Annotated in this window: 21 protein-coding genes and 1 tRNA gene; 14 read left to right on the forward strand and 8 right to left on the reverse strand. The window is 53.5% G+C overall.

Translation table 11 applies throughout. The annotated features are described in order from the left end of the window. Window positions 1-329: 329 nt before the first annotated feature. The 7 genes from ychF to lolB all read right to left on the reverse strand — a co-directional run bounded on the left by ychF (window position 330) and on the right by lolB (window position 5,660). Window positions 330-1,421, reverse strand: coding sequence for a redox-regulated ATPase YchF (ychF, locus tag G506_RS0110365; protein ID WP_028116802.1), 1,092 nt, complete (start codon window positions 1,419-1,421; stop codon window positions 330-332). A gap of 26 nt (window positions 1,422-1,447) precedes the next feature. Beyond that, window positions 1,448-2,044, reverse strand: a complete 597-nt coding sequence (gene pth / locus G506_RS0110370) for an aminoacyl-tRNA hydrolase (RefSeq protein ID WP_028116803.1) — start codon at window positions 2,042-2,044, stop codon at window positions 1,448-1,450. A 9-nt stretch (window positions 2,045-2,053) separates the two neighbouring features. Further along, a complete protein-coding gene (locus G506_RS0110375) occupies window positions 2,054-2,698 on the reverse strand; it encodes a 50S ribosomal protein L25/general stress protein Ctc (RefSeq protein ID WP_028116804.1) in 645 nt (214 codons plus the stop codon). A 285-nt stretch (window positions 2,699-2,983) separates the two neighbouring features. Beyond that, complete coding sequence (locus G506_RS0110380; RefSeq protein ID WP_028116805.1) at window positions 2,984-3,931, reverse strand: ribose-phosphate pyrophosphokinase; 948 nt, start codon at window positions 3,929-3,931, stop codon at window positions 2,984-2,986. A 156-nt stretch (window positions 3,932-4,087) separates the two neighbouring features. Continuing rightward, a tRNA-Gln gene (locus G506_RS0110385) sits at window positions 4,088-4,162 on the reverse strand. Between the two features lie 20 nt (window positions 4,163-4,182). Next, the gene (gene ispE, locus G506_RS0110390) at window positions 4,183-5,028 is read right to left on the reverse strand and encodes a 4-(cytidine 5'-diphospho)-2-C-methyl-D-erythritol kinase (protein ID WP_028116806.1); all 846 of its coding nucleotides are present in this window, start codon (window positions 5,026-5,028) and stop codon (window positions 4,183-4,185) included. A 26-nt stretch (window positions 5,029-5,054) separates the two neighbouring features. Then, window positions 5,055-5,660, reverse strand: a complete 606-nt coding sequence (gene lolB, locus G506_RS0110395) for a lipoprotein insertase outer membrane protein LolB (protein ID WP_028116807.1) — start codon at window positions 5,658-5,660, stop codon at window positions 5,055-5,057. A gap of 146 nt (window positions 5,661-5,806) precedes the next feature. Between lolB and hemA the strand changes: the two genes are divergently transcribed. The 6 genes from hemA to kdsA all read left to right on the forward strand — a co-directional run bounded on the left by hemA (window position 5,807) and on the right by kdsA (window position 11,918). After that, on the forward strand, window positions 5,807-7,057 hold the full coding sequence (gene hemA / locus G506_RS0110400; protein WP_028116808.1) for a glutamyl-tRNA reductase: 1,251 nt from the start codon (window positions 5,807-5,809) through the stop codon (window positions 7,055-7,057). A 106-nt stretch (window positions 7,058-7,163) separates the two neighbouring features. Further along, a complete protein-coding gene (gene prfA, locus G506_RS0110405) occupies window positions 7,164-8,243 on the forward strand; it encodes a peptide chain release factor 1 (RefSeq protein ID WP_028116809.1) in 1,080 nt (359 codons plus the stop codon). Next, window positions 8,240-9,076, forward strand: a complete 837-nt coding sequence (gene prmC, locus G506_RS0110410; RefSeq protein ID WP_420806084.1) for a peptide chain release factor N(5)-glutamine methyltransferase — start codon at window positions 8,240-8,242, stop codon at window positions 9,074-9,076. The genes prfA and prmC overlap by 4 nt, the downstream gene beginning before the upstream one ends. 315 nt (window positions 9,077-9,391) lie before the next feature. After that, the gene (locus G506_RS0110415) at window positions 9,392-9,772 is read left to right on the forward strand and encodes a SirB2 family protein (protein WP_028116811.1); all 381 of its coding nucleotides are present in this window, start codon (window positions 9,392-9,394) and stop codon (window positions 9,770-9,772) included. Window positions 9,773-9,785: 13 nt separating this feature from the next. After that, window positions 9,786-11,033: a DUF819 family protein gene (locus G506_RS0110420; protein WP_028116812.1), complete on the forward strand. Its 1,248-nt coding sequence runs from the start codon at window positions 9,786-9,788 to the stop codon at window positions 11,031-11,033. 33 nt (window positions 11,034-11,066) lie between these two features. Beyond that, complete coding sequence (gene kdsA / locus G506_RS0110425) at window positions 11,067-11,918, forward strand: 3-deoxy-8-phosphooctulonate synthase (protein WP_028116813.1); 852 nt, start codon at window positions 11,067-11,069, stop codon at window positions 11,916-11,918. A gap of 69 nt (window positions 11,919-11,987) precedes the next feature. Here the strand turns inward: kdsA and G506_RS0110430 are convergent, their stop codons facing one another. After that, window positions 11,988-13,001, reverse strand: a complete 1,014-nt coding sequence (locus G506_RS0110430) for a hypothetical protein (protein WP_156904871.1) — start codon at window positions 12,999-13,001, stop codon at window positions 11,988-11,990. Window positions 13,002-13,174: 173 nt separating this feature from the next. Here G506_RS0110430 and G506_RS0110440 point away from each other — a divergent pair, with 173 nt between their 5' ends. From G506_RS0110440 to G506_RS19475, 8 genes are all read left to right on the forward strand, one after another. Next, window positions 13,175-13,993: a sterol desaturase family protein gene (locus tag G506_RS0110440; protein WP_156904872.1), complete on the forward strand. Its 819-nt coding sequence runs from the start codon at window positions 13,175-13,177 to the stop codon at window positions 13,991-13,993. A gap of 86 nt (window positions 13,994-14,079) precedes the next feature. Continuing rightward, entirely contained in the window at window positions 14,080-14,994 is a 915-nt protein-coding gene (locus tag G506_RS0110445; protein ID WP_028116816.1) for a transcriptional regulator GcvA, read from the forward strand. Beyond that, window positions 14,972-15,670 (forward strand): alpha/beta family hydrolase, encoded by a 699-nt coding sequence (locus G506_RS0110450; protein ID WP_205619500.1) that lies wholly within the window; start codon window positions 14,972-14,974, stop codon window positions 15,668-15,670. The genes G506_RS0110445 and G506_RS0110450 overlap by 23 nt, the downstream gene beginning before the upstream one ends. Window positions 15,671-15,695: 25 nt before the next feature. Then, window positions 15,696-16,079: a DUF423 domain-containing protein gene (locus tag G506_RS0110455; RefSeq protein WP_028116818.1), complete on the forward strand. Its 384-nt coding sequence runs from the start codon at window positions 15,696-15,698 to the stop codon at window positions 16,077-16,079. Then, window positions 16,072-17,157: a 23S rRNA (cytidine(2498)-2'-O)-methyltransferase RlmM gene (rlmM, locus tag G506_RS0110460; protein ID WP_028116819.1), complete on the forward strand. Its 1,086-nt coding sequence runs from the start codon at window positions 16,072-16,074 to the stop codon at window positions 17,155-17,157. The genes G506_RS0110455 and rlmM overlap by 8 nt, the downstream gene beginning before the upstream one ends. Window positions 17,158-17,187: 30 nt before the next feature. Beyond that, window positions 17,188-17,727: a DUF924 family protein gene (locus tag G506_RS0110465; protein ID WP_028116820.1), complete on the forward strand. Its 540-nt coding sequence runs from the start codon at window positions 17,188-17,190 to the stop codon at window positions 17,725-17,727. A 122-nt stretch (window positions 17,728-17,849) separates the two neighbouring features. Beyond that, complete coding sequence (locus G506_RS0110470) at window positions 17,850-18,671, forward strand: nucleotidyltransferase domain-containing protein (RefSeq protein ID WP_028116821.1); 822 nt, start codon at window positions 17,850-17,852, stop codon at window positions 18,669-18,671. A gap of 266 nt (window positions 18,672-18,937) precedes the next feature. After that, window positions 18,938-20,857 carry a hypothetical protein gene (locus G506_RS19475; RefSeq protein WP_035387250.1) on the forward strand — a complete coding sequence of 640 codons (1,920 nt, stop codon included), beginning with the start codon at window positions 18,938-18,940 and terminating at the stop codon, window positions 20,855-20,857. The last annotated feature ends 8 nt before the right edge of the window (window positions 20,858-20,865 follow it).

The raw sequence follows: 20,865 nt of genomic DNA on the forward strand, positions 1-20,865 counted from the left end.
GCGGGACTTGAACCTGCGACCCCAGCATTATGAGTGCTGTGCTCTAACCAACTGAGCTACATAGCCGTGTTTTCTTGTTTCCTCGTTGGGAACGCGGCGTATTATGCTGAGTTGCCCTATGACCGTCAACCGCTTTGCCCGTAAAAAAACGTCGGCCTGAATCGTTCGTTGGGAAATTAGACAAGTCTATCAAAAAACGATCTCAAACTGGCTATTGTGGCGGCATCCGGTTAAGCCCAAGCTGTGAGGAAATATCAATTTCTCTGGTGCTGATGGCGTGATAAATGAAAAAGCCCAGCAATTTGCTGGGCTTAGTAATAACGTATTGATTAAACGTTAAACAGGAAGTGGATTACGTCGCCGTCGGCAACCACGTAACCTTTACCTTCGGAACGTTTCTTACCGGCTTCTTTAGCGCCGTTCTCACCGTTGTACTGAATGTAGTCGTCGTAACCTACTACTTCCGCACGGATGTAGCCGCGTTCAAAGTCGGTGTGGATCTTGCCAGCGGCTTGTGGGCCAGTGGCACCAACAGGGATAGTCCAAGCGCGAACCTCTTTTACACCCGCGGTAAAGTAGGTTTGCAGGTTCAGCAGTTCATAACCAGAACGGATCACGCGGTTCAGGCCCGGCTCTTCAATACCCAGATCGGCCATGAACTCGGCACGCTCTTCGTCGTCCAGCTCAGCGATCTCAGATTCGATCTCGGCACATACTGCGACTACTACGGCGTTTTCAGCGGCAGCAATCTCACGCACCTTGTCCAGGTATGGGTTGTTCTCGAAACCGTCATCGTTAACGTTAGCGATGTACATGGTTGGCTTCAGAGTCAGCAGACCCATGTATTGGATCAGGGCTTTTTCATCTTCAGTCAGTTCAACAGAACGGGCCATGCCGCCGTTTTCCAGAACTGGCAGGATCTTTTCCAGTACCACGATTTCAGCTTTGGCGTCTTTGTCGCCGCCTTTGGCACGCTTAGCCAGACGCTGCAGAGCACGCTCTACGGCATCCATATCTGCCAGTGCCAACTCGGTGTTGATCACTTCGATGTCGTCGGCTGGGTTAACGCCGCCGGCTACGTGAACGATATTGTCGTTTTCGAAGCAGCGTACTACGTGGCCGATGGCGTCGGTTTCACGGATGTTAGCCAAGAACTTATTGCCCAGACCTTCACCAGTAGAGGCACCTTTTACCAAACCGGCGATGTCCACGAACTCCATGGTGGTAGGCAATACGCGTTGTGGATTAACGATTTTTGCCAGCGCGTCCAGACGAGGGTCTGGCACCGGCACCACGCCAGTGTTTGGCTCGATGGTGCAGAATGGGAAGTTAGCGGCTTCGATGCCGGCTTTGGTCAGTGCGTTGAACAGGGTGGACTTGCCTACGTTAGGCAGGCCAACGATGCCACATTTAAAACCCATGGTGTAAAACCCTATAGCTAGATTGGTTAGGCCGATTGGGCCGCGAAAGTGTGTAGGCGGCTCTGTGCCTTGGCGATGCCGTCGCGCAGCAAAATGTCGATGCAGCGGCTGGCTTCGTCCACGGCCTCATCCATGGCCTGTTGTTCATTAGCTTGGGCTTTGCCCAATACGTAACCGGCAACGCGATTACGATCGCCCGGATGGCCAATGCCGATCCGCAGACGATAAAATTCTTTGTTGTTGCCCATCTTGGCGATGATGTCTTTCAGACCGTTGTGACCACCATGGCCGCCGCCTTTTTTGATGCGGGCGATGCCTGGAGGCAGGTCGAGTTCATCGTGGGCCACCAAGATCTCTTCTGGGGCGATGCTATAAAAGTTAGCCAGCGCCGCAACGGATTTACCAGAGAGATTCATAAAGGTGGTTGGGATCAGCAAGCGCAAGTCTTGGCCGCCGGCTTGAATGCGGGCGGTCAAACCAAAAAATTTGCTTTCGGCTTTTAAGCTGACGTTGTGCATGCGGGCCAGTTCATTGACCAGCCATTCGCCCGCGTTGTGGCGGGTACGAACATATTCAGGGCCTGGATTTGCCAGGCCCACAATTAAACGGATGTTACTGCTCACCGTTACTCTTTACTCGGTATCGCCAGACTCGGCGGTGGAATCGTCAGTTGCGTCCTCAGCGTCATCCGCATCGCTGCCACCTTTCGGCGGTTGGACTTGTGCCACGGTCAGATCGTGATCGTCGCCTTTATTTAGCTCAACCAGTTCAACACCGGCAGGCAGAGGCAGATCACTTAAGTGTACGGCATGGCCATTGTCGATGTTGAGCATGTCAACTTCGATAAACTCTGGCATGTTCTCTGGGGTACATTTCACTTCTACTTCATTAAGTAGGTGAACGATGGTACCGCCAGCGCGAGCGCCGACACTCTCTTCTTCATTCAAGAAGTGCAGGGGAACGATGGTGGTCAGTTCAGCACCGGCTTTGATGCGTTGGAAATCAACGTGCAGCAATTTCGGCTTGTACGGATGGCGTTGCAGTGCTTTTACAATCACTTGCTCTGGTTTGCCATCGACGTTTAGGGTCAGCACTTGGCTGTAAAACGCCTCTTTTTCCTGTGCCAGATTGACCTTGTCGTGATCTAGGGTCAGCGACACTGGTGCTTTATCTCCACCGTAAACAATACCAGGGATCAGTTTGTTACGACGCAGACGGCGGCTCGCTCCGGTCCCATGTTCTTCTCGAACTTTGGCGTCAAAGATAAAATCAGACATCTTTGCTTACTCTCCTATTGTGGTGTCTTAATGGCCACTGTTGCGATAGCTCCATCTAAAGCGCTGCTTTCTTCGCGACCAAAGAAAGCGATGAGTTACCGACAACCAACAACGGACCTTGGTTTATCCAAAGGCGCGCTACTTTACCATTTTTCGCGCAACTGCCTCAAACCCTTGAGGTGAGAAAAACATAGACCATCAATTCGGCCCTAGAAACGACAACGCCCCGTCACTTAAGCAAGTGACGGGGCGTTGTTAAGAATCAGTGCTTAGGGCGACTTTTTCTTAGTGTTCGAACATCGCAGAGATGGACTCTTCGTTGCTCACGCGGCGGATCGCTTCGGACAGTACGCCAGACATGGTTAGCTGGGTAACACGGCCAGTTGCAATCATTTCCTCTTTCAGTGGAATGGTGTCGGTAACGATCACTTCGTCAATCACTGAATCGGCGATGTTCTTTGGCGCGTCGCCAGAGAATACCGCGTGGGTAGCGTAAGCAAATACACGGCGAGCACCGCGCTCTTTCAGCGCTTCAGCGGCTTTACATAGGGTGCCGCCGGTGTCGATCATGTCATCAACGATGATGCAGTCGCGATCAGCAACGTCACCGATGATGTGCATAACTTGGGATACGTTGGCGCGTGGACGACGTTTGTCGATGATCGCCAGATCGGAATCGTCCAGCAGCTTAGCGATAGCACGAGCACGTACTACGCCGCCGATGTCTGGAGATACAACCACTGGGTTTTCCAGTGCCTTAGCGCGCATGTCTTCCAGCAGAACTGGAGAACCGAATACGTTGTCTACTGGTACGTCGAAGAAGCCTTGGATCTGCTCAGCGTGCAGATCGCAGGTCAGTACGCGGTCAACGCCAACGCTGGACAGGAAGTCAGCAACAACTTTGGCGGTGATTGGCACACGAGCAGAACGCACGCGGCGGTCTTGACGAGCGTAACCGAAGTACGGAATTACCGCAGTGATGCGGCCAGCAGAGGCGCGACGCAGAGCGTCAACCATCACGATCAACTCCATCAAGTTGTCGTTGGTTGGAGCGCAAGTGGACTGAATGATGAAACAGTCACTACCACGTACGTTTTCGTTGATCTGTACGCTGATTTCACCGTCAGAGAAACGGCCTACTTCAGCGTCGCCCAATGAGCAGTACAGACGAGCGGCGATTTTTTTAGCAAGCTCCGGGGTGGCGTTACCGGCAAATAGCTTAATGTCGGGCACAGGAAGAACCTTCTGGCTGGTTGTCTTTGGCGTCAGTAGTGCGGTTACTGACGCCTATTGGCTGGAAAATCCAGCTTTTTAAGATGTACTCTCAACCCCAACCCGCCACGGTATTTACGACAGCGATGTTCTACCAGAGACAGTAGGGCCAAGAGGTGGCTGGGCTACCAGGATTCGAACCTGGGAATGGCGGGATCAAAACCCGCTGCCTTACCGCTTGGCGATAGCCCAACAAGTGGTTTTTGTTAGCGTTAGCATAGCAGCGCTAACAGGGGAGAGCGGTTGCAACCTTTAGTTACCTTTGCCGTCCACCCTTGTGGCAAATGATCCAAGGCCGCCAGAGCGTCCGCTTTTGAAGAAAATTCCCCAAAGACGCAGCATCCGGTGCCGGTCATTTTTGACGGCGCGTATTCTAGCAACCACGAAAGCGCCTTTGCAACTTGCGGATGCTGTTGACATACGACCTTTTGGCAGTCGTTTTGCCAAAGCTCTGGATGCAGCTCAAGACTCGGGATTTTGACGCTATTGCGAGTTAAATTTGGGTGTGAGAATACTGCCTGAGTTGAAACCGACACATTGGGCACTACCACCAGGTAATAAGGCTCGTTTACCTCGACCGAGCGAAGCTGTTCACCAACGCCATCGGCCATCGCCGCGAAGCCGCGAACAAATACCGGCACATCGGCGCCTAAGGTCAATCCCATCGCGGCTAACTCATCCACACTGACTTGGGTCTGCCACAGGTGATTGAGCACCACCAGGGTGGTGGCGGCATCGGATGAGCCGCCGCCTATACCGCCGCCCATTGGCAGTTGCTTATCCAGTTCGATATCGACCCCACCTTGATAACCGCTGTATTGGCGCAGCAGTTGGGCGGCGCGGACGATCAGGTTGTCGTCGTTGGCAACGCCGTCGATAGCGGGAGTCAAAGTGATCAGATCGTCACTGCGCGGGGTAAAGCGCAGGTAGTCGCACCAGTCGATGAACTGAAATAGAGTTTGCAGTTCATGGTAGCCATCGGCGCGGCGACCGTTAATGTGCAGACACAGGTTGAGCTTGGCCGGTGCTGGCCACCAAGTAGAGGTTACAGATTGCATCAAGGCGGGATCGCAGTTGTTGAAGATTATGGATTGGTTGGCAATTCTGGTTGCCACTCTTTGATCGCTAATTTTATCCGCTGATCCCCTTGGCGCAACTCCAACTGACGCGGCACTTTGTAACCGGAAAGTTGCTGCCAACCATGGTAGATAAGCTGAGATGTTTCACCAGTGTTGGGATTGGTGAGTTCAATTTGTTGGCGTTGATTGTGATTAGCGCTGGAAACTTGTTCGGTTAGCTGGGTATCACCCAGAAGGTATTGTCCTAATTGTGACAAAGGCAGTGGCCAACCGGTTAACCGAACAATTAGGCTATCGGCGTCATCACTCTGGTAGCTTTTACCGTCGATGGTGACTGTAGCAAATCCTGGAAAACTGCTTAGACTCAACACGTTAACCCCTAAAGGGCCGGTTAAGCGCAGTTCATCTTTGCCATTGCTGGCATGATGTTGCCAGTACAGATTGGCCGATACTCGCTCCTCTGGGCTGATAAAGGCTAACTTACCGCTTACCGTCCAATCGGGGTGTGTCACGGTTTTGCTATGGTCATCAACCGCGCGATAGCTGCTACAAGCAGTTAACACAACAGCAGTAAAAACAGAGATGAGCAGTTTGAGTGGTTGGGTGAACATTTTTATCCAACTTTGTGCACAAGCCCGCAATGATTCGTTTAACTTCGGGTAAAAGGCCGATACTCATTTCGCGGGTGTAAGAAAACGGCATAGAATTGCCGGCGCCTACAACAGAACTAGAACGGGGCAAACCAAGTTTCAAAGCCATGACGTTAGTTGCAATTGGGATCAATCACAAGACTGCCAGCGTAGCCCTGCGCGAAAAAGTGGCATTCGGACCAGACATCCTTGAAGAAGCGCTGACCAGCCTCGCTGCTGCCAGTAAAACCCGCGAAGCGGTGATCGTCTCGACCTGTAACCGTACCGAGCTGTACACCAACAATGTTGAGGCGGATAACGCCATTCGCTGGCTAAGCCAATTTCATAATCTGGATGAGCAAGAACTGCGTGACTGCATCTATCTGCACCAAGGCGAAAAAGCGGTGCAGCATCTGCTGCGAGTCTCTGCCGGTCTCGATTCGCTGGTACTTGGCGAGCCGCAGATTTTAGGTCAAATCAAACAGTCTTACGCCAACGCCAAAGAAAAGGGCACCATTGCTCACACCATCGACCGGTTGTTCCAGCACACCTTTAAGGTGGCGAAGCAGATCCGTACCGATACCGAAATTGGTGCTTCGGCGGTGTCGGTGGCGTTTGCGGCCGTAAACCTTGCCCGTCATATCTTTGAAGATCTCTCTAAAGCCAAAGTGTTGTTGGTTGGGGCTGGTGAAACCATCGAACTGGTGGCGCGGCACTTGCGCGAGCAAGGTGCCACTGATCTGGTTGTTGCCAACCGTACCGTGGCTCGAGCGGAGGGTATGGCGGCGGAATTTGGGGCTCAGGTGATCACCTTGGCGCAGATCCCAGATGTATTACCAGAAGCGGACATTGTTATCTCCTCCACCGCGTCGCCATTGCCAATTCTGGGTAAAGGGATGGTCGCGACCGCGCTGAAAAAGCGTCGTCAGCAGGCGATGCTACTGGTGGATATCGCGGTGCCGCGCGATATCGAGGCGGAAGTAGGCGAGCTTGATAACGCCTACCTTTATACCGTTGATGACCTCCAAGGCATCGTTCAGCAGAACATGGCCAACCGCTTAGAAGCGGCGCAGCAAGCGGAAACCATTGCGGCGGCGCAAGCGGCGGAATTTACCCATTGGCTGCGCGGTTTGGACTCGGTTGACACCATTCGCCAGTTCCGTAGCCAAAGCGAAGAACTTAAAGCTGAGGCCGTCGCCGCGGCCACCAATAAGTTGGCGCAAGGCGCTTCGCCAGAGGCGGTGATGCTGGAGTTGGCGAATAAGTTGACCAACAAATTGATCCACTCGCCAACCCAAGCGTTGTCGAAAGCCGCCCGCGCGGGAGACTTGCAATCGCTAGAGATCTTGCGTCAGGCACTGGGTATCAACGACAATTAACCTCAGTTCGTAAAATCCGCACGGCAACCACCGGCGCAGATTTGCCCGCCAAATTTGTTATTCGAACGGCCCCATTGGGGCCGTTGCTTTTTATCTGAAGGTCGCTATGAAACCTACCGTATATGCCAAATTAGAAGGCCTCGTTGAACGCTATGAAGAGGTTCAGGCGTTGCTGGGCGAGCCAGATGTTATCTCTGATCAAACCCGTTTCCGTGCATTGACCAAAGAATACTCGCAGCTGGAAGAAGTGGTACAGGCATTCCAAGCCTACCAAACGGCTCAAGAAGACATTGAAACCGCCAAGGAGATGATGGCCGATCCAGAGATGGCCGAGATGGCACAAGAGGAGTTAGAGCAAGCTAAGCTCGACTCTGAGCGTCTGGAAGGTGAGCTGCAAATTCTGCTGCTGCCAAAAGATCCGAAAGACGACAACGACGCCTACGTCGAAATTCGCGCCGGCGCTGGCGGTGATGAAGCGGCGATCTTTGCCGGTGACTTGCTGCGGATGTACAGCAAGTACGCCGACACCAAAGGCTGGAAAGTCGAGCTAATGTCCTCCAACCAAGGCGAACACGGCGGCTACAAAGAGGTGATCGCTAAGTTCTCTGGTGACGGCGTTTACGGCGAAATGAAGTTTGAATCCGGTGGTCACCGGGTGCAGCGAGTGCCGGCCACCGAAACCCAAGGTCGTATTCACACTTCCGCGTGTTCAGTGGTGGTAATGCCAGAGGTGGAAGCCGCTGAAGCGATTGAGATCAATCCTGCGGATCTGAAAGTGGATACCTTCCGTGCGTCCGGTGCCGGTGGTCAGCACGTTAACACCACCGACTCGGCAATCCGTATTACTCACTTGCCAACTGGCATCGTGGTGGAGTGTCAGGACGAACGTTCCCAGCACAAGAACCGCGCCAAAGCGATGGCGGTACTGGGTGCCCGTATTCAAGCGGCTGAGGATGAGCGTCGTAAGCAGGCGGAAACCGACACTCGCCGTAGTCTGGTTACCTCGGGCGATCGCTCCGAGCGCATTCGTACCTACAACTACCCACAAAGCCGCGTATCCGATCACCGTATCAACCTGACCATCTACCGTCTGAACGAAGTGATGGAAGGCGATCTGAAAGCGCTGATGGAGCCGATTCTGCAGGAGCACCAAGCGGATCAGTTGGCGGCACTGGCGGGCGAATAAGGGTGCGTTTAGATGCCTATCTGGCTGCGGCTGCGGCCAGATTATCGGATAGCGACAGCGCCCAGTTGGATGCCGAACTTATCGTGCTAAAGCATCTGGCGAAGCCGCGCAGCTTTATCTTCACTTGGCCTGAACACCAGTTGGATGACGCGTTAATGGCCGCGATTGAGCCTGACCTCGTCCGCCGTGAAGCCGGTGAACCAGTGGCGCACATCATTGGCGAACGCGAGTTTTGGAGTCTGCCGCTTAAGGTTAACGCCAGTACCCTGATCCCGCGTCCAGATACTGAATCGTTGGTGGAGGCCGCACTGGCGCTGCCGTTACCAGCCAACGCGCGAGTGGTGGACTTAGGCACTGGCACCGGCGCGATTGCGCTGGCGCTAAAAAGTGAAATGCCGGGCTGGCAGGTCGAGGCGGTTGAGTTCAACCCGGATGCCGTGGCGCTGGCTCGCAGCAACGCCCAAGCGTTAGGGTTGGATGTGACCGTCCATCACGGCAGTTGGTTCGCGCCACTGGCGGCGAAGCAGTTTGATCTGATCATCTCGAATCCCCCTTACATTGATGGTGACGATCATCATTTAGGGCAGGGCGATGTGCGCTTTGAACCTCTGTCGGCGCTGGTCGCCCCAAATCACGGCCTGGCTGATATTGAACATATCGCTGCTGAGTCGGTTAAGCATCTGAACCAAGGTGGCTTTTTGATGGTCGAACACGGTTATGATCAGGGCGCTACGGTGCCGCCGATTTTCCGTAACGTCGGCTTTACTGAGGTCACTCTTGGCCAAGACTACGGCGGTCGTGACCGCTTTACATTAGGCCATTGGCAGCCGTAGGCTGTTTTAGGGCGTGTTGACCTTTGCCGTATATTTTTGCACCCGTTATTGGCTACTTTTGAAAGCAAATTGAACTTGGTTGGTTCGTTTTGCTGTTCCGTGGTCACTTAGGGGCGCCTTGTAGGGTCGGACTAGCTGCTGTCACTCTTCGTTATACGATTTCGACGTAGAGCCACTATGCCTTCAATCGCAATCCTCGATTGACAGCCGCTATCCTCGACCAAATTCTGAACACCAAACGTCAACACGCCCTAGTTAACGATAAAAAGTTGCGTCCATTGGGCGCATTTTTTCAATCAAGGAAAGAAAATAATCATGCCTTACGAAGCATTACGCCATATCCATTTTACCGTTATCGGCATCAGCATCGCCTTGTTGGCGCTGCGCTATGTGTTGGTGATGAAAGACTCGCCAATACTGCAGCACAAACTGCTGAAGGTTGGTCCTCACGTGATCGACACGGTGCTGTTGCTTTCTGGTCTGGCATTGATGTTTATCAGTGGCATTACCCCATTCAACAGCCCATGGTTGGCAGAGAAACTGCTGGCGTTGGTGGCCTACATTATTCTGGGTGTGCTGATCTTTAAGGCCGGTCGCGGCAAGCTGTACCGTACCTTTGCCTTTGTCGGGGCGCTGGGCTGGCTGTTCTACATGGCGAAACTGGCGGTAACCAAAACGCCAATCCTATTCACCTAGCGCGGAGGAAGGTTTGCCTGTTGACGCGATATTTACTAATCAAGCCACGGTCTTTGGCCTTCTGATGCTAGTACTGGGGGCGGTGTTCTATACCGCCCACAGTTCCCACCCATTTTGGCAGCGCTTTTACCGCTATGTACCGGCGCTGCTGCTTTGTTACTTTATTCCGTCATTGCTGAACACCTTTGGGGTGATCGATGGCAGTGACAATACCCTCTACTACGTAGCCTCGCGCTTTCTACTGCCGACTGCCTTAGTGCTGCTGACCCTCAATCTCGATCTCAAAGCGATCGCGTCATTAGGCCCCAAAGCGATTGTGATGTTCCTGGTCGGTACCGCTGGCATTGTTATCGGTGCGCCGATTGCGCTGCTGCTGACCTCGGCACTGTTCCCAGAACTACTTAACAACAACGGTCCGGAATCGGTGTGGCGAGGTATGACTACCGTCGCTGGTTCGTGGATTGGCGGCGGCGCCAACCAAACCGCGATGAAAGAGATTTATGGCGTTGGTAACACCATCTTCTCCTCGATGATTGCGGTGGATGTGATTGTCGCCAATATGTGGATGGCGGTGTTGCTATTTTTGGCGCCAAGAGCCAAGCAGTGGGATGAGCGCACCGGTGCCGATGCCAGTGCACTGGAATCGCTGCGGCAGAAGATGAGTCAGTGGCAGCGAGAGAATGAAGTGATCCCGTCGCTGACTCAAATCATGCTGATTCTGGCGGTTGGTTTTGGGGCGATGGCGCTGTCGCACATCGCCGCAGATTATCTGGCGCCCTATTTCCAAGCCAACTTCCCTGAGCTGAAGCGTTACAGCCTGCATTCGGGCTTTTTCTGGTTGATTGTGACCGCCACCACCATTGGTGTGTTGTTATCCTTGACCCGTGCCCGTAATCTAGCGGCCGTCGGTGCCGCTAAGCTGGGCTCGGTGGGGATCTATGTGTTGGTGGCCAGCATTGGCATGCACATGGACATTACCGCCATTGTTGAAGCGCCGGTGTACTTTTTATTGGGTGGGATCTGGATGCTGGTGCACGCCAGTTTAATGTTGATTACCGCCAAACTGATTAAAGCGCCGCTGTTTTATATGGCGGTGGGCAGCCAAGCCAACGTCGGCGGTGCCGCCAGTGCGCCAGTAGTGGCCGCGGCATTTCATCCGGCCTTGGCGCCGGTTGGGGTGCTGCTGGCGGTGCTAGGCTATGTGCTTGGCACCTACATGGCTTGGTTCTGTGGCCAGATTTTGCAAGCCATCGCCGCGTAAGCGATGGCGTCGTTAAGGTTGAGTGAGGAAGCGATGACCGCAATCACCATCAAGGTTGGCAACATTGAGGTTGCTAACGACAAACCGTTCGTGCTGTTTGGCGGCATGAATGTGCTGGAATCCCGTGATTTGGCGATGCAGATTGCCGAACAATATGTGGAAGCTACCAGCAAGCTGGGCATTCCTTACGTGTTTAAGGCGTCCTTTGATAAAGCCAACCGCAGCTCGATCCACTCTTACCGTGGTCCAGGCATGGAAGAAGGCCTGAAAATCTTTGAAGAGATCAAGCGCACCTTTAACGTGCCGCTGATCACCGACATCCATGAGATCGAGCAAGCTGCGCCCGTGGCGGAAGTGGTTGATGTGATCCAGCTACCGGCGTTTTTGGCCCGTCAAACCGATCTGGTGGCGGCGATGGCAGCTACCGATGCGGTAATCAATGTGAAGAAGCCGCAGTTCCTAAGCCCAGGACAGATGAAGAACATCGTCGAAAAGTTCCAAGAGTGCGGTAAGTCCGAGATCATTCTGTGTGAACGCGGTGCCAACTTTGGCTACGACAACTTGGTTGTTGATATGCTTGGCTTCCGCACTATGAAAGAGTGCTCTGGCGGCATGCCGGTGATCTTTGACGTGACTCACTCACTGCAGTGCCGTGATCCGCTGGGTGCGGCTTCCGGTGGTCGTCGTCACCAGACTGTGGAATTGGCGAAAGCGGGTTTGGCTACCGGTTTGGCTGGCCTGTTTATGGAAGCGCATCCGGATCCAGATAACGCTAAGTGCGATGGTCCATCGGCGTTCCCGCTGGCGAAGTTAGAGCCATTCTTGGCGCAGATTAAAGCGCTGGATGATCTGATCAAGAACCAAGCCGACCTAGAAATTCGCTAGTCAATTGACAACAGAAGCCCACAGCGGTTGCTGCCGTTGTGGGCTTTGTTATATCTGCTGGCTGGGTAGCTAACGGACCGAACCATCGCGATCGAAGTATTTATCTGACTCGTACAGTTTGATGATGCCATCCAAATGCGTCTGTTCATTATTGGCCATCAGCTTATGGGTTAATGCACTGAGTTTAATCAGAATATCTTTGCACTCGACCTGAGTCGCGCTGACTTGTTTGGAGGCAAGCCACAGGATCTGGGCGTAGAGTCGGTGTTGGTTGCGGATCACGCCGCCGGCAAGATTGATGCAGACGCGCAGTAACAGTTGGTTATTTTCCCCTAATAGGGTGTTGTCCTTGCGCCGCTCACGAAATTCCGGTTCGCTGCCGCTGGGGACAAAACTATCAACCCATTTATCGTAGTCTTCGTCGGCTAGCAGGGCGTACGCTTTGCGGGGGAATTCTTGGTCTTTCAGGAGCAGATCAATTTTATCGCTGACTTCAGCATCGGCGTCGGCGCCCTCCAGTACTTGATTGCTGTACTGCACCAATTGGTGGAACTCTTTCAACAGCGCCACATAACCCGAGTTAATGCTGTCGTGGGCACGACCGATTTCGCGAATGTCTTGCTGTAATGCCTGCAGAAACTCATCGCCACCGGGCAGCGAATCGAGCACCGGCACCAACGAATAGCGGCGCTTTTGGATCGCTTCGTAATAGACATCGACGTGGCCGCGGATCTGTTCCAGTGCCGCAACCAGTTCGTCCAGTTTCTCTGGGCGACTTTGCAGATAATGTTCCAGGCGAGCAAATGGACTGTCACCATTGACGTTACCGATGCGACGCCGAATTGGCCCGCTAAACTGCGAGCATGATTGCACCATATCGCTAAAGCTACTTTCGAATTCGCTTAGGATGGTTTGTACTTTCTCTAATGAGGCGACACGAGCTCGCTCATTCAGTCCCAGTTGACGCTCTTTGCTGGCGCGACGGCGACTTTCTAAACTCCATGATATCAGCGCGCCGATGATGGTAACGCTGGTTGCAATATCAAAACCCAGTTGTACTTGTTCGGTAAGCATACTTGCCACAGTGGCGATCCTTCAGTTATCTGTGATTTGCTAGATGTTGTTGATATTGCAGCCTAAAAACAAGAGTTTTAGTGGTAAGTTTGTTCGTTTTGGGTTTTTGGCGATGCCGTTGTCGGCGGTTACCGCGCGTTAAACTCGCGTTAGCTGAAAAACAGGGGAGAGGGATGTTTCCAATGGAATACGTGCAACTAGCGCTGGCACCGCTGTATTTGGCAATTATGCTGTGGGAGTACTGGCGCTATCCGCAGCGATATCAAGGCCGAGATAGCCTAAATAATCTGATTTTGGCGGGTACCTTCCAATTGGCGGAAATGCTATCGCTGCTGGCAATTTTACCGCTGTTTTATCTACTGCATCAGTATCGGCTATGGGATATCGAACTCACCCCGCTGAATCTGTTGTGGGCTTTTGTCCTGCAAGATTTCCTGTACTACTGGTTTCACCGTGCTTCCCATAAAGTCCATTGGCTGTGGTGTGCGCATGTGGTGCATCACAGCTCGCCGCTGATGAACTTCTCCACCGCCTTTCGACAAAGTTTGTTCTATCCGATTGCTGGGATGTGGCTGTTTTGGTCGCCGATGGTGTGGCTGGGCTACGATCCAAAACTGGTGCTGGCTATCGTCGGCCTAAACCTTGGCTATCAGTTTTTTGTTCATACCCGCTCGACCGCAGGCATACCGGTTTTCGATTATTGGTTTAACACGCCATCCCATCATCGGGTGCATCATGGCCGTAACCCACAGTACATCGATAAGAACTTCGCAGGGGTGTTGATGATCTGGGACCGGATGTTTGGCACCTTCCAGCCAGAGTTGGCTAAAGTGCCGGTGGATTTTGGGGTGGTTGGGTTTATGGAGCCCAAACGCTGGACGGTGATGGTGTCTCATCAGTGGCGCTACCTATGGCAACAGACCATCGCTGCACCCAATTGGCGGGCAAAGTTGCGGGTGTTGTTTGGGCCGCCACTGCATCAACCAGCGAAAAATGACTAACTTGGTGATCTGGATAGCTTAACAAGGGTTGCCGTGCCGCTTAGCCGCAGTACAATGGCATTAGAAAAACTAATTTAGCGAACATCATGTCCCGACGGATCCCGCCCCTGAATGCGTTAAAAGCGTTTGAAGCCGCAGCCCGAAACTTAAGTTTTACCCGCGCCGCTGAGGAGTTATTTGTAACTCAAGCGGCGGTCAGTCATCAGATCAAAGCGCTGGAAGAGCATCTGGGATTAAAGCTGTTCCGCCGCCGCAATCGGTCTCTGCTGTTGACCGAAGAGGGTCAGAGCTACTTCCTTGAGATCAAAGACGTCTTTACCCAGTTAGCGGATGCCACTGAACGGCTATTGGCGCGAACCGCCACCGGCGCGCTGACGGTCAGTATGAGCCCATCGTTTGCGATCCAGTCATTGGTACCGCGGCTGGCGCGTTTTACCGAGTTGCATCCAGAGATTGATGTGCGGATCAAGGCGGTTGATCAGGATGAAGATTCCCTGACCGAGGATGTCGATGTCGCCATCTATTTTGGCCGCGGCAATTGGCCGGGACTGCGGGCTGATAAGCTGCGGGCGGAAAGCTTTGTGCCGCTGTGCTCACCACGATTGCTGCAGGGACCGAAGCCACTGCGGACCGTTGAAGATCTGGCCAAACATACGTTACTGCACGACATGAGCCGCCATAACTGGAAAGCGTGGGCTAAGCAACATGGCGAAGGAGTGGTGAACGTCAGCTCTGGGCCAATTTTTAGCCATTCCAGTTTGGTGTTGCAGGCGGCGATCCATGGTCAGGGGGTGGCGCTCGGTTCCTCAGTATTGGCGCGGCCAGAGGTGGAAGCCGGGCGGTTGGTGTGTCCTATTGATCGGGTGCTGCAAAGTAAAAGCGCGTACTACATCGTCTGTCATGAGAGCCAAGAGGACTTAGGTAAGATCCAAGCGTTTCGTGAATGGCTGCTGCAAACCTTTGTTGAAGAGGCCCACAGTGATCTTATCCCAACCGGTTGAGTGGCCCTCAACGCCACGATTGGATGGCGGTGAACAAGCCCAAGCGTTGGTGTTACTAGCCCATGGCGCAGGGGCAGGGATGGACCATCCTTTTATGGCCGAGATGGCGGCGGCGTTAGCCTCGCCAGCCGTATTGGTGATCCGCTTTGAGTTTGATTACATGGTGGCAGCACGGGCGTTAGACAAACGGCGACCGCCGGATCGCTTACCGAAACTCACCGATTGCTTTATGCGTTGGATTGCCGCTGCCAAAGCCAACTACCCGCATTTACCGCTGTTTTTAGCCGGTAAATCGATGGGCGGTCGGGTGGCCTGTGTCTGTGCTAGCAGTGAGCATCAGACCGGCATTGATGGCGTTTTTGCCTTGGGCTATCCGTTTCATCCGGTTGGTAAAACCGCCCCAGAGCAATGGCGCTGGCAACCGCTGCAGCAGGCGCAAGTCCCGGTCACCATCATTCAAGGCTGTCGTGACAGTTTCGGTAATCAGCCGCAGTTAACCGAGCAATGGCCCGAGCAGAATTTGCCTGAATCACTGCAGTTGCATTGGCTAGAGGATGGCGATCACAGCTTTGTTCCCCGCAAAAGCAGTGGCTTAACTCAACAACAGCATATCGCCACTGCCGCCACTCTGATCACTTCCAAGCTGGGACTGGCCAATAGTCCAGCCACTCCCTGATTTAATCGCACAAAGGAATAACTCCATGAGCCGAATTTATGGCATCATCGCCGCCCTTTTAGGGCTACTTGCTACTGCCCTTGGGGCGTATGGCGCCCACGGTTTGCCGGGCAAGGTCTCGGCCAACCTGTTGAACAGTTACACCACCGCGGTGGAATATCAGTTTTTCCATGTATTAGCGCTGCTGGCGGTGGCCATTGCCCTGCGGCAACATGTCAGCCGTCGCTTAGTCGCGGCCGGCGCCTGCTTTATTGTCGGTATGGCGGGGTTTAGCGGCAGCATCTATATGCTGGTATTTGGTGGTAGCAAAATTTGGGGACCGATCACCCCTATTGGTGGCCTAATTCTTATGATTGGCTGGGGCCTGCTGGCCGCAGCGGCGTTTTCTTGGGAGAAAATCGATGAATAAGGTGCTGTTGCACTGCCGTCCGGGGTTTGAGAAAGAGTGTGCAGCGGAGATCCAAGAGTTGGCCGGTGAGCTTAATATCTTTGGTTTTTCGCGCCTGATCAAAAACTCCGGCTTTATCTTGTTTGAAGGTTATGGCAGCGAAGATGGCGCCACCTTGATGGCGAGCCTGCACTTTAACGATCTGATCTTCGCCCGCAGTTGGTTTGTGGTGACCGCTGAACTGAAAGGGATGGATCCAGCGGATCGCATCAGCGCCATTATGGCCCACGCCGATACTTTGCCAAAAGCCGGTAAATTGTGGGTAGAAAGCGGTGAGGGCGATGAGTACCGCTCGTTGCTGTCATTCTGCCGCAAGTTCACCGTGCCGTTGCGTCAAGCGCTGCGTAACCACGGCCTGTTAACTAAAACCGAGCGCGATAACATGGCGCGTATCCACCTGTTTTTGACCGACAGTGGCAACGGTTACTTGGGTTACAGCCGCTCCGATAATGGTTCTGCGCATTACATGGGGATTGAGCGTCTGAAATTCCCAAGCGATGCCCCAAGTCGTTCGACCTTGAAGCTGGATGAAGCCTTTAACCTGTTTTTGAGTGAAGAAGAACAGCAGCAGCGCGCTCGCTCCGGCATGAAAGCGGTCGACTTGGGCGCCTGTCCTGGCGGTTGGACTTACCAACTGGTGCGTCGCGGCATGTTTGTGGAATCGATTGATAACGGCGAAATGGCCGACAGCCTGATGGAAAGCGGCCAAGTGAAGCACTATGCGGTTGATGGCTTTAAGCACCAGCCAATTCACACCAATAACCATTGGTTGGTGTGTGACATGGTGGAAAAGCCAGATCGAGTTGCCAGCCTGATGGCGCGCTGGTTTATTAACGGCTGGTGTCATGAAGCGATCTTTAACCTCAAGCTGCCGATGAAACAGCGTTACCCAATGGTGACGGAGTGTTTGAATCAGTTGTCTGAAGCACTGCGTGCCGGTGGGGTGCGAGCGCAAATCAAAGCCAAGCACCTGTACCACGACCGTGAAGAGATCACCGTTTACGTACACCGCATCACCAAGCAGAAGTTTGATTACTAACAACGGTTAATTGAGTGCTCAGGAGGAGCCATGGAACACAAGGATGTGCTGCAATTTTGGTTTGAACAAGCAACACCGAAGCAGTGGTTTAGCAAAGATCTGGAGTTTGACCGACAGATCCAACAACGCTTCGGTGATCTGCATCAGCAAGCGTTAGCGGCAGAGCTGTGGTGCTGGCGCCAAAGTGCGGCCGGGGCCCTGGCGGAGATCATCGTGCTGGATCAGTTCTCGCGTAATCTCTACCGCGACCAAGCTCAAGCGTTCAGCGCCGATCCGATGGCATTGGTACTGGCTCAGCAGGCGGTCGCCCAAGGGTTTGACCAGCAATTACCGGCGGCGCAGCGGGCGTTTCTGTATATGCCGTACATGCATAGCGAATCGCTGCTGATCCATCAACAAGCATTGCAGTTGTTTTCTCAGCCAGAACTGGAACACAATCTCGACTTTGAACGGCGGCATCTGGCGATCATCGAACGCTTTGGCCGTTATCCTCACCGTAATGCCATTCTTGGCCGCACTTCGACCGCGGCTGAGCTGCAGTTCTTAACCGAACCCGGCTCCAGTTTTTAAGATCGTAATCACAACCTTAGTCGCCGTTGTTTGTGCTTCAATAACAACGGCGGCATTCTGTAATGCTGCATTTTTATCGGCAGACAGTGGCGGACGACCGCGACTGCATTCACTGAGATAAAATGATGGCCAGCTTCCCTAGCTCTTTACCGAATTCGCATCGGGCCTTCCTGAACGCCGCTCTGGCGACCATAACCGAAGATAACCGCATCGTTGGCGTTGCGCTGGCGGGATCATTTGCCACCAATACCCTGGATCAGTTCAGTGATCTGGATATGGTGATTGCCGTGGAGCCGACGGCGCACGGCCAGATGATGGCAGAACGTGCCGAGTGGGCCGCTAAGCTAAGTGCCGAGCATCAACTGTTAACCTGTCTGACTGGCGAACACGTTGGCGAGCCACGACTGTTGATTGGCCTGTACCAAGCCGACGATGGTGGTTTGCTGCATATCGACTTTAAATTTGTGGCAGTCGCCGATGCTGCCCAGCGGGTTGATCAGCCGCAGCTGCTGTGGGCACGAGACTCGCGCTTGGCCGATGCACTGGCAACGCCTTGTGGCGGCTATCCGCAACCGCAGGGGCAGTGGTTAGAAGATCGTTTTTGGGTATGGCTGCATTACGCTGCTGGTAAAGTTGGCCGTGGCGAGCTGTTTGAAGCGTTGGATTTTTTAAGCTTCCTACGCCAGCAAGTGTTGGGGCCATTGGCGTTGGCCCAAGCGGGCCACCCGCCTAGTGGGGTGCGTAAGCTGGAACAGCTATTGCCGGAATATGCTTTGCAGTTGCAACAAACCGTTGCCGGTTATCAAGCGGCTGATCTGTGCCGAGCCATTAAAGCGAGCGCCTCCCTCTATCTGGCGCTTCGTTCAGCACAAGTACAGGTGCGAGACCGCGCCCAACAGGCAGCATTGACCTATTTGACGCAAATAACAACCGCCGTTGCCTAAGCTGCTTTGCAATCAAAATCCCCGCCAGACCTAGTGCTGGCGGGGATTTTTGTTTTTACGGCAACGCAAAGCCATCACTGAGTTGCTTAGGATTGCTCGCGGCTGCGCTTCAATACCGCTTGGTAACCTTTTTTTGATCAGGCTAACTTACTAATTTAACTAGCTAAAATATAATTCGTAACGATTTTTTGTAGCCTCGAGCTAGATTTAGCCGCAAGGCTTGCTCGCTCGGATTGTATTTAATTGGTTTATTTCGGGTAGGTAGCATGGCTTACGAACACGGTTCCCTCGACCTTGGGATCCGCAATCCATTTCGCTTTGAAGGGGTGATCCGCGCCATTCGCGGTTTATTGACCACGGCGCTGGGGGCAGTGGCGTTACTATCGGTCACTGCTGACGTTGCAGAAAATCATCTGTTTGGCATTGTGACCGCCGCCGTTGGCTTTTTGCTGCTGGCCAATGGTCTGTGGGCATTGGGTTCGGGTCTAATGCAAACCTTGCGCTTCTTCGTTGGCCGTAGTGTGCCAACCTCATTGGCGTTTAACCACGCCAAGTCGGAAGCCGACAGTGCCAACGCCGAACGCCATGATGTCGCGTACAGCGCCGAGCAGATGGAACAGATGCTGGTTGGTCGTAAAAACCTGACTTTCAGCGAGCCGCAAGGGCTAATCAGCCGTTTGATTCACACCCTGTTTCCGAAGCTAACCTTCGTACCATATCCGATCCGAAATATGGCCCAGCAGCTGACCGACACCGTGGCGCAAACGGTCTTGGCGCTGCTGGCTTATGGTCTAGCTAGCTTTGTGTTAGCCACCGGCTTGATTGGCGATAACGGCAGCTTTATTCAGCCGTTGGTGTCGTTCATGTTCTTGGCCTACCTGCTGATCATTTGGTTCACCGCTGGTCGACCAATCTCGCGGCAAGTGGCTTACAGCACCTTAAATCGCGGCGCTGCCGGCATTGCTCGCACTTTGGTGCTGGCGGTAACTCTGCCGCTGGCGGCAGGATTGGCGATCAATTGGCTGATGTCGACCATGTTTGACAGCGCCGCAGGTCAAGCGCTGTTTGGCCCGATCGAGCAGATCCGCAGCAGCAGTGATGTGGCGATGGTAAGCGTAGTAACCGCCATCTATGACAATGTATCGCTGAGCATGTGGTTGCTGGCACTGGCGCTGTTGGCGCTGCTGTCAGTGGCATTGCTGGCGGTGTTGGTTGGCCACCGTTGTGGTCAAGCAAGCCCAATTACTGAAGTTTCTGAACTGCGTGAAAACTGGCAGGAGTCGGTACATCCTCGAGAGATTTTCATCAACTTGGACTCGATGGTGTTAGCTAACCGTCGTTACAAAGAGGTGCCAAACCGAGTTTACCGCCAGCTGATGCCGATGTTGAAAGAGCAGGCCAACGGCAAGGGCGCGTTTTACGGTGAAACCATTCAAGAGACCCAACCTCGGGTGAAGCCGATGCCGATGTCGGGATTGCCGAAGCAGCTGCGCATTGCCGGTACCTGTGTTGGTCAGTTACTGATGCTGGGTTGCGCTTTGGTGCTGTTTAGCCAATACGACAACCTGTTTGCGCTGATTCAGTTGCTGCAACAGGATTTGCCAGAACATGCCGGTGCCCAACAGCTGGGAACCCAGACCGGTGAATTGATCGCCCTGTTGTTTAATTCCGTGTTGGCGCTGATGGTGCTGGGCTTGTTTGGTCGGCTGTTGACCAACCTAACCCACGTATTCTGGAGCGAGATTCAGTTCGAATCGCAGCTTATCTACTTCAAGTGCGAAGGCACCTTTACCGAAAGCACCGTGTCTACCGGCAAAGGGATCTACGACTCGACTCAGTCAGAAAACGTTATTGTGCGCTCATCAATGACCCCTTGGGTGATCGTTGCTAAAGCGGTTTCCTGCACCTTTGCAGGAGTCGGCAGCAAAAACCTCGAGCAGCCGCGCCACCTGATGGAACTGCACAGCGATGAAGCGGATATGGTTGCTATTGTCGATGATTTACGTGGCTACTTGGCCAGCCGTCAGACCATCGCCAATCTCAACACCATGGCGGATCTGGAAGCGGCGGAGCAGATCCATCAGCTTAATCAGCAGACCCGGGCGATGTCGTTACAGCAACCGGCGCAAACTACCGCCGCGCTGGGCGCGAATCAGCAATTTCAGTTAGACGATAAGTCAGAATAATCGAACTG

The organism is Ferrimonas senticii DSM 18821, from assembly GCF_000422665.1.
GTDB classification, from domain to species: domain Bacteria; phylum Pseudomonadota; class Gammaproteobacteria; order Enterobacterales; family Shewanellaceae; genus Ferrimonas; species Ferrimonas senticii.

Bases quoted from the DNA above. Each gene is read 5' to 3' on its own strand.
- G506_RS0110465 (WP_028116820.1), top strand. From the start codon at position 17,188: ATGGAACACAAGGATGTGCTGCAATTTTGGTTTGAACAAGCAACACCG.
- ispE (WP_028116806.1), bottom strand. From the start codon at position 5,028: ATGCAATCTGTAACCTCTACTTGGTGGCCAGCACCGGCCAAGCTCAAC.
- kdsA (WP_028116813.1), top strand. From the start codon at position 11,067: ATGACCGCAATCACCATCAAGGTTGGCAACATTGAGGTTGCTAACGAC.
- G506_RS0110415 (WP_028116811.1), top strand. From the start codon at position 9,392: ATGCCTTACGAAGCATTACGCCATATCCATTTTACCGTTATCGGCATC.
- G506_RS0110375 (WP_028116804.1), bottom strand. From the start codon at position 2,698: ATGTCTGATTTTATCTTTGACGCCAAAGTTCGAGAAGAACATGGGACC.
- G506_RS0110470 (WP_028116821.1), top strand. From the start codon at position 17,850: ATGATGGCCAGCTTCCCTAGCTCTTTACCGAATTCGCATCGGGCCTTC.
- lolB (WP_028116807.1), bottom strand. From the start codon at position 5,660: ATGTTCACCCAACCACTCAAACTGCTCATCTCTGTTTTTACTGCTGTT.
- G506_RS19475 (WP_035387250.1), top strand. From the start codon at position 18,938: ATGGCTTACGAACACGGTTCCCTCGACCTTGGGATCCGCAATCCATTT.
- G506_RS0110440 (WP_156904872.1), top strand. From the start codon at position 13,175: ATGGAATACGTGCAACTAGCGCTGGCACCGCTGTATTTGGCAATTATG.
- hemA (WP_028116808.1), top strand. From the start codon at position 5,807: ATGACGTTAGTTGCAATTGGGATCAATCACAAGACTGCCAGCGTAGCC.
- G506_RS0110455 (WP_028116818.1), top strand. From the start codon at position 15,696: ATGAGCCGAATTTATGGCATCATCGCCGCCCTTTTAGGGCTACTTGCT.
- prfA (WP_028116809.1), top strand. From the start codon at position 7,164: ATGAAACCTACCGTATATGCCAAATTAGAAGGCCTCGTTGAACGCTAT.
- rlmM (WP_028116819.1), top strand. From the start codon at position 16,072: ATGAATAAGGTGCTGTTGCACTGCCGTCCGGGGTTTGAGAAAGAGTGT.
- ychF (WP_028116802.1), bottom strand. From the start codon at position 1,421: ATGGGTTTTAAATGTGGCATCGTTGGCCTGCCTAACGTAGGCAAGTCC.
- G506_RS0110445 (WP_028116816.1), top strand. From the start codon at position 14,080: ATGTCCCGACGGATCCCGCCCCTGAATGCGTTAAAAGCGTTTGAAGCC.